General features: G+C 40.4%; 8 protein-coding genes and 1 riboswitch. Of the genes, 4 read left to right on the forward strand and 4 right to left on the reverse strand.

Features of this window, described 5'->3' with window-relative positions:
• Nucleotides 1-137: 137 nt before the first annotated feature.
• Nucleotides 138-239, forward strand: a riboswitch (purine riboswitch).
• A gap of 92 nt (nt 240-331) precedes the next feature.
• Nucleotides 332-1,627, forward strand: a complete 1,296-nt coding sequence (locus tag CHI10_RS07810) for an NCS2 family permease (RefSeq protein WP_095243748.1) — start codon at nt 332-334, stop codon at nt 1,625-1,627.
• A 221-nt stretch (nt 1,628-1,848) separates the two neighbouring features.
• Entirely contained in the window at nt 1,849-2,778 is a 930-nt protein-coding gene (locus CHI10_RS07815; protein ID WP_095243737.1) for a cation diffusion facilitator family transporter, read from the forward strand.
• A 179-nt stretch (nt 2,779-2,957) separates the two neighbouring features.
• Here CHI10_RS07815 and CHI10_RS07820 read toward each other — a convergent pair whose 3' ends face one another.
• A complete protein-coding gene (locus CHI10_RS07820; RefSeq protein WP_095243738.1) occupies nt 2,958-3,275 on the reverse strand; it encodes an ArsR/SmtB family transcription factor in 318 nt (105 codons plus the stop codon).
• 80 nt (nt 3,276-3,355) lie between these two features.
• Nucleotides 3,356-3,994 carry a hypothetical protein gene (locus CHI10_RS07825; RefSeq protein WP_095243739.1) on the reverse strand — a complete coding sequence of 213 codons (639 nt, stop codon included), beginning with the start codon at nt 3,992-3,994 and terminating at the stop codon, nt 3,356-3,358.
• A gap of 181 nt (nt 3,995-4,175) precedes the next feature.
• Between CHI10_RS07825 and CHI10_RS07830 the strand changes: the two genes are divergently transcribed.
• Nucleotides 4,176-4,874: a response regulator transcription factor gene (locus tag CHI10_RS07830; protein ID WP_095243741.1), complete on the forward strand. Its 699-nt coding sequence runs from the start codon at nt 4,176-4,178 to the stop codon at nt 4,872-4,874.
• Complete coding sequence (locus tag CHI10_RS07835; RefSeq protein ID WP_095243743.1) at nt 4,864-6,273, forward strand: sensor histidine kinase; 1,410 nt, start codon at nt 4,864-4,866, stop codon at nt 6,271-6,273. The genes CHI10_RS07830 and CHI10_RS07835 overlap by 11 nt, the downstream gene beginning before the upstream one ends.
• A gap of 47 nt (nt 6,274-6,320) precedes the next feature.
• On the opposite strand, the gene CHI10_RS07840 is transcribed toward CHI10_RS07835, so the two are convergent.
• Both CHI10_RS07840 and CHI10_RS07845 read right to left on the reverse strand, forming a co-directional pair.
• Complete coding sequence (locus CHI10_RS07840) at nt 6,321-7,676, reverse strand: hemolysin family protein (RefSeq protein WP_095243745.1); 1,356 nt, start codon at nt 7,674-7,676, stop codon at nt 6,321-6,323.
• Between the two features lie 64 nt (nt 7,677-7,740).
• Nucleotides 7,741-8,142 carry a MerR family transcriptional regulator gene (locus CHI10_RS07845; RefSeq protein ID WP_095243746.1) on the reverse strand — a complete coding sequence of 134 codons (402 nt, stop codon included), beginning with the start codon at nt 8,140-8,142 and terminating at the stop codon, nt 7,741-7,743.
• Between the last annotated feature and the right edge of the window lie 341 nt (nt 8,143-8,483).

Genomic DNA, 8,483 nt, shown 5'->3' on the forward strand with positions numbered 1-8,483 from the left:
TACAATTTATACGAAAAGAGCCTAAAGATAAAAGAGAATTCTCAGAATAAATTAAAGAATTGACGTCCAAAATTGAGTTTGCTAGAATTGGTTTCATTATATCAATAGATTGTGTTTGGGCAGTACACTGATTGATGTGCTGCGCCCTGCATTTTACCTGTATATGTTCAGAGATAGGGTCTGAGCGTTTCTACCGGGCTGCCGTAAATAGCTTGACTACAGGGGATATAGCTTGTTTGAATTGGCATGCTATTTTCTTCTGTTTTTCTTTATGGCAGCTTCGCATCTTGCGGAGCTTTTTTATTTTCCAAAAAAAAAGGAGGGGAATGGCATGTCATCTTTTTTCCGGTTTCATGAAAGAGAAACATCATACAAACAGGAAACAATTGCAGGTTTAACAACGTTTTTATCAATGGCATATATTCTAATTGTAAATCCCATTATCCTTAGCCAGGCCGGAATGGATAAAGGGGCCGTTTTTACTGCTACGGCACTCTCGGCTATTATTGGCTCTTTATTAATTGGCCTGCTGTCCAATTATCCGATTGGGATTGCCCCGAGCATGGGTCTCAATTCTTTCTTCACTTTTTCTGTTTGCATCGGAATGGGTATTCCGTGGCAAACGGCATTAACAGGTGTATTTATCTCAGGGGTCTTATTTGTGATTTTAAGTTTATTAAAAATACGCGAAAAAATTATTAACATTATACCAAAGGATTTAAAGCATGCTATTGCAGGCGGCATCGGATTCTTTATTGCTTTTATCGGACTGAAAAATGCTGGCCTGGTTGTAGGAAGTGAAGCGACATTTGTTGCGATTGGCAATATCAAATCTCCTATCACGCTGCTGGCTGTTTTTTGTTTTATATTAACAATCGTTTTAATGGTAAGAGGAGTTAAAGGGGCCATTTTCTATGGTATGGTCATTTCAGCTGCTGCCGGAATGTTATTTGGCCTTATTGATAAGCCTGAAAAAATCGTTGGGGCCATTCCAAGCCTTGAACCGACATTTGGTGAGGTTTTTCTGCATATTGATCAAGTCTTTACGCCGGAAATGCTGGCAGTGATATTTACTTTCTTATTTGTTGCCTTTTTTGATACAGCAGGAGCATTAATAGCAATTGCAAGTCAGGCTGGCCTGATGAAAAATAATGAAATTCCTAATGCCGGCAAAGCGCTTTTGGCTGATTCCAGTGCAACAGTAGTAGGCTCTGTGCTTGGAACTTCTACAACAGCTTCTATGATTGAGTCCAGTTCAGGGATTGCGGCAGGAGGCAGAACAGGTTTTACATCAGTAATCATCTCTGCATGCTTCGCGGTTGCCTTATTCTTTTCTCCATTGCTCAGTGTGATAACGGCTGAAGTAACATCGCCGGCACTGATCATTGTTGGAGCACTGATGGCCATGGAGGTAAAACATATTGATTGGGGTAAACTGGAAATCGCAATTCCTGCGTTCGTGACCATCTTAATGATGCCATTGACCTTCAGTGTAGCAACAGGGATTGCACTCGGTTTTATTTTATACCCAATTACAATGCTGGCACTTAAAAGGCCACAAGAAATTCATCCCATCATGTATGGACTATGTATTGCATTTATGGGTTATTTTGTTTATCTAGCATAAAGGGAAAGGGGCTGCCTGCAGAGTCAGGCAGCCTTTTTGCATTTCTATAATTACATGCAATAGTTTTTACAATTTTCTGCTGTTTTGTTGGTTTCATCAGAAGATGTTTGAGCCTATTCATTTAGTCTAAATTAAAGGGGAATAATAAAAACCATTGAACAATAAGCCAAAGTCATACATAATATATATGAGCATATATTCATATAAAAGGAGTGCATAGTATGGGACACAGTCACGGGCATGGACATGGACATGGACATTCACATGATCACCATCACACTGGCAATAAAAAGGCGTTGATGTGGGCATTTATTTTAATTGCTTCATTTATGATTGTAGAAGTGATTGGCGGAATATGGACTAATAGCCTTGCGCTGCTATCGGACGCCGGGCACATGCTGAGTGATGCAGCTGCGCTTGGTCTGAGTTTTCTTGCGATCAAAATAGGTGAAAAAAAGGCGACGAATTCAAAAACATTTGGCTATAAACGATTTGAAATTATTGCTGCTTCAATAAATGGCATTACACTGCTCCTAATTTCACTCTATATTTTCTATGAGGCCTATCACCGCATTCTTGAGCCTCCGGCTGTCCAAAGTATGGGGATGCTCGTGATTTCATCGATCGGGCTGCTCGTCAATATTGCTGCAGCATTCATATTAATGAGCGGGGATAAGGATCACAACTTAAATGTAAGGAGCGCTTTTCTGCATGTTCTTGGTGACCTGCTTGGTTCTGTTGGAGCAATTGCTGCTGCCCTTTTAATTTATTTCTTCGGGTGGGGCATTGCCGACCCCATTGCAAGTGTAATAGTAGCAGTTCTCATTCTTGTAAGCGGATGGAGAGTGGCAAAAGAGTCTTTCCACATTTTAATGGAGGGGACACCTGTCCACCTGAACCCAGAGGATATTAAAAGTGCACTCCTCGGACTTGCACATGTAAAAGACGTTCACGATCTTCATATTTGGACGATCACTTCCGGTTTTCCTTCTCTTAGCTGCCATCTTGTAATTGAAAATGAGGGTGGACACGATGCAGTCCTTCATGCCGCTCAATCTGTGCTGCATGATGAATATGGGATTGAGCATAGCACGATACAAGTGGAGGGAGAAAGAAAAGGCTGTCCAGGCCATAATGAAAGCTGCAATTAATAAAGCCCTAAGGACAGCTTAAATAAGAAAGTATTAATTTTTAAGAACGATAACTGTCTAGCTCCAGCGCCTACCCCCTCGAGGTCATAAGCCAATCCTCCCAGCAAGGCAAAGGACGCCTTACCGTCGTGAGGCTCGTCTTATGCTTGTCGGGGGTGGGCAAGGCGCTTCCGCTTTTCTTATGAATGCTGGCTATGTTCAATAGCCTGGTTCAATAAACTTATAACATGTTCATCATCATGGCTGTAGAAGAGAGTTGTTCCTTCACGGCGGAATTTTACCAGACGCAGGTTTTTCAAAAAGCGAAGCTGGTGAGAAACGGTAGATTGAAGCAGGGATAGATTTTCCGCAATTTCATTTACAGAATACTCTCCGTGAAATAATAAGTGAAGAATTCTAAGCCTTGTTGGATCGGATAAAGCTTTAAAAGTCTGGGAAACCATGAATAAAGTTTCTTCATCCAGGTCGGCAGGGTACAACGGGTTTTCATCTGTCATTTGTTTCACCTCTCCCTTTCATTATAAATCTGTTTTATATAAAACAAAACCGCAGATGTTGACTCTGCGGTTTTACCTTATTATTTTGCCTTACTGATTTCCTTGTGAATTTCATCAACCAGTTTTTTCATTTCTGCATGGATTTCTTCTTTATCAACATTTAATTCTGTTTTTATTTCTTGTAATGAATTTCCCTGTTCCATCAATTGGACTATTTCACCAAAATCTTTATTTGCCGCCTTTCCTATGGCTGCACCTGAAACAAGGAAACGAAGCGGAACTCCTTTGTCAAGATACCCTTGCAGCACTTGAGTCGATTTGCCGGAGTACTCGGAGACCTTTTGCAGAACAACCTCCCTGTTCGCTTCAAGGAACTTATCCATATGATGATGGTGCTTCTTTATTTTTTCTAAATCCACCCCATACTGCTGAGCTGTTTTTTCCCAGGAGGAGTTATTTTCTTTATAAAAAGCCAATACCTCTGTAACCTGTTTATTTGAAAACTTCGCAATGTGGGCAGCTATGAAGATTTCTCTTTTCGTGAATCCTTGTTCCTGAAGGGATTTCATCAAGGATTCATCGATCAATCTGTGATGGTGTTCATGTATTTGCTCCTGAGCTGGTGCCTTTCCCCTTGGCGCTGATTCAGCATGAACCGAAATAGCGGCCCCTATTAAAACAAAGCAAAAAGATACTATTAAAAGAAATTTTTTAGTCATCTTACACTGCACTCCTTTCAAATTGATGTGTCGTAATTAGCATTTCCCAAGATATTGATAACAATAAAGAATTTGGCTGAATTTCTTTAGAAAAACAATAAGGTCAGAGCTATTCATTGAAATAAAACACTCATATCGATTACATTAAGAATAAAAGACTGTTCAGGGCGGTGAAGGGAAATTGAAAATACTTGTTGTGGAAGATAATGAAAGTGTCTGTTCAATGCTTGAGATGTTTTTTATGAAAGAAGGGTATCAGGGGTTTTTTGTTCACGATGGCCAGAGGGGGTTTGAGCATTTTAATAAAGAAAAATGGGACTTAATTATCGTCGATTGGATGCTTCCGGTTATGGATGGAGTGACACTCTGCCGAAAAATAAGAGAACTGAGCAAGGTTCCGATTATTATGCTGACGGCTAAAGACAGCGAATCCGATCAGGTTCTGGGACTTGAAATGGGTGCCGATGATTATGTGACCAAGCCATTTAGTCCGCTGACGCTGATGGCCAGGATTAAAGCCGTGACACGCAGGTTCCAGGCTGAAGCAGGAGCAGATGAACATCACTATGTTGCCAGTGAATATTTCAAAATCAGCAAAGAATCCAGAGAGGCATATTATAATGGGCAGCTTTTAAAGAATTTGACCCCAAAAGAATTTGACTTGCTGTATTATCTTGTAAAACATCCCAAACAGGTTTTTACAAGAGAGCAGCTGCTCGATAGTGTATGGGGTTATCAGTTTTATGGAGATGAAAGAACCGTAGATGTACATATAAAAAGGCTTCGGAAAAAAATAGGCACGGATGAGCAGCCTTTTATTCATACAGTATGGGGGGTGGGTTATAAATTCGATGAAACGGCAGCGGAAAATGAAGGTTAAGTATTTTTATCAGCTGCTGATCAGTCATGTCAGCATTCTAATCCTGGCATTCCTGTTATTAAGCCTTCTATTCTCCCAGTTTGTCGAGAATTATATTTTTGAAAATAAAGTGGAAGAGCTCGATTCCTATGGAGAGCAGATCCTGACAGACATAACAGTCAGGATAGAGGGGGATGAACAATTTCTGACAGAATACAGCCAGCTGCTTGATGCGAGAAATATCAAATATATTCTCTTTGATCATAAAGGGAGGGTCTTGTACCCTGAACTTAAATCGGATCCGATGATTCAGCTGACCAAATCCGAGTGGGCAGAAATTTCGAAAGGAAAAAAAGTAACTGTAAAGCATGATATAGAACGTTTCGGCCAGGAGGTAACATTGGTTGCCCTGCCATATATGCAGGGGGGCAATCTTGTTGGCGGAGTTTTGCTTCTGTCCCCAATAACAGGTGCTATGGAGGTTGTCAGCCAATTAAATCGATTTTTATTATATACCATTTTTATTTCACTCTCAGCGACCATCCTTTTAAGTTTGGTTCTCTCTAAAAATCTGATCAAGAGGATAACGGAGCTTAGGAATGCTGCCTCTATGATTTCATCCGGGAACTACGATATCAATGTTCCTTACACCTATATGGACGAAATTGGGGAATTGGCCAAAGACTTTAATGATATGGCAGCAAGACTCAGGGAATCTAATGAAGAAATCAGAAGACTGGAAAATAGAAGAAGGAAATTCATCGCAGATGTCTCGCACGAGCTTCGGACTCCATTGACCACTATCAGCGGTTTGGCTGAAGGCATTAAGGGAGGTCTGATCCCGGAGGCTGATACAGAAAAAGGGATGATCCTGATAGACAGGGAAGCAAAGAGGCTTATTCGGCTGGTGAATGAAAATCTGGATTATGAGAAGATCCGTTCCAATCAGCTGCAGCTGCATAAAATGGATATTGATCTCATGGAAGCCTTTGAAATTGTTAAGGAACAATTGGAAATTCAGGCAGAGGAAAAAGGTAACGGGATTTATATAGAGGCTGAAGAAGGGGTTTCGGTGTATGCGGACTATGACCGGTTAATTCAAATTCTGGTAAATATTGTGAAGAACAGCATTCAATTCACCGAGCAGGGCTCCATATTTTTAAGGGGCAAAGAAGATACCGATCAGACATTGATTGTAATAGAAGACACAGGTATAGGCATCGACCCGAAAGAAATTGAGTCGATCTGGCTGCGTTTTTATAAAGCTGATTTATCCAGGACCAATCATTCATTTGGTGAATTTGGCATTGGCCTTTCCATTGTCAAACAACTTGTTCAGCTGCACAGCGGAGAAATTGCTGTCAGCAGTGAAAAAGGGGCAGGGACCAAATTTACGATTAGATTTCCGCGGGAGCAATAAGAACAAATAAAAGGAACAGCCCTCCAGCGGGCTGTTCCTTTGGTTATTTAAGACAATACTTCTGATTCAGTAAATGGGACTTTTTTTGCAGGTGCCGGCTCTTCTGTTTCAGGTACTGCTGTCACTTCAACATACTTAATATGGTGCTCTTCCATATCCAGAATTTTAAATCGATATTTTTCGTGCTCGATTATATCACCTTGCTTGGCTTCGTAATTCTCAGTCAATATCCATCCGCCAATGGTATCAACATCTTCATCATTAATACCGGTACCCAGCAAGTCGTTGACTTCGCTGACGAGAACTTTTGAATCGATGATATATTGGCCTTCTTGCGTATTTCTGACCATCGGTACTTCATCCATGTCGAACTCATCACGGATCTCGCCGACAATCTCTTCAATGATATCCTCAACAGTCACTAACCCCGAGGTACCGCCGTATTCATCCATTAAGATGGCCATGTGGATGCGTTCTTTTTGCATTTTTAGCAGAAGCTCATGGATAGGTATGCTGTCAATGACCCGGATAATGGGACGAATGTAAGATTCAAGCGTGCTTGATGATAATTCCCGGTTCATAATGAGATCTGTCATGACTTCTTTAATGTTGACCATGCCAATGATATGATCCTTATCTCCATCTATAATGGGGTATCGAGTAAATTTCTCTTCCTGAACGATTTGCAGAAAGTCTTCAAGCGTATCATCTTTTGAGAGAGAAACAATTTCAGTACGCGGAACCATGATTTCTTTCGCGATCCGATTATCGAACTCAAAGATTTTATTTACATACTTAAACTCAGATTGGTTAATTTCGCCGCTTTCATAGCTTTCTGATAAAATAATGCGAAGTTCTTCTTCAGAATGCGCTAATTCGTGTTCAGAAGCAGGCTTTAATCCAAACATGCTGGTCAATAGGCGGGCAGAACCATTCAACGCCCAAATGATCGGATACATAACCCGGTAAAACCAGATTAAAGGACGTGTTGTTAAAAGTGTTACCGCTTCTGCTTTTTGTATCGCCAGAGTCTTTGGGGCCAATTCTCCTACAACTACATGCAGGAAGGTGATAAAAGCAAAAGCAATGGTGAATGAGATAACATGTGAAATGGATGACGGCAGACCGAAACTATTTATCACCGGACGCAGCAGGTGTTCAATTGTCGGTTCACCCAGCCAGCCAAGACCAAGTGCTGTAATGGTAATTCCCAGCTGGCAGGCTGAAAGGTATTCATCCAAATTCGAAATCACTTTCTTCGCAGCAATTGCATTTTTATTGCCTTCTTCAATTAGCTGATCAATTCTGGAACTTCGTATTTTAACAATGGCAAATTCCGAAGTAACGAAAAAAGCCGTTAAAGCAATTAAAATGGCTATAAAAACCAAGTTTAATATGTCCAAATAAGTTCCCCTTATCCCGCCTGAACGGGCAGGGTGTCACCTCCTGATTTTGTGAAAAATGGGATTAGCTTGTTAAGCCGGAAAGGGAACGGAGCAATGCAGTACTTTCGGCAGTCAGCTTTCTGGAGAAGCCATCTTTCTGCTCCTCATTCATTGTATTGATGAGCGGCATGAGCACAGTTATTTCCTGTTGCAGCTGTTTCATCTGTAATGTGACTGCGTTAATGTGCTTTTCAACTTCCCCTGTCTGAATCTCCCTTTTCGTTTTCATTTCTAGTTTTCTCTTAATCTCTTCAAGCGGAAGATGCAGTATTTTGCATTCTTCTATAAATCTTAGATCAGACAAAACTTCTTCTGAATATATGCGATAATTTGATTTTGAGCGTTTCGCTTTAATTAGGCCAATGCTAGTGTAGTAGTCAATCGTTCTTTTTGAAACGTTAGCAATATTGGCTAATTCGCCGATACGATAGTAAGCCCCATCATATCACCTCTGCTTTGAATACTTATATCTCCATAATAATGCTTTACAACAAGAGATATAGTTAGAATCAATTATACGTTAGCGGAAACCATACAGTCAAACGTAGCAGTTTGGAAAAAAGGATTACATTTATTTTATGAAACTATTCATAAAATATGAAGTAAAAAGATTCGGAAAAATAAAAAATTTTATAAGGGGCTAAAAAAGTTACAGCTTAAACGTGTCTTAGGCAGTAAAAAACCAGGAGCAAATAGTGCGCTCCCGGTTTTAAATAAAGGCCTTTTTACTAAGTTTATTGTTTTTTGTATTCTGTCCGTTGATTT

It is taken from the genome of Bacillus sp. 7894-2 (assembly GCF_002272225.1).
Classification (GTDB): Bacteria; Bacillota; Bacilli; order Bacillales; family Cytobacillaceae; genus Cytobacillus.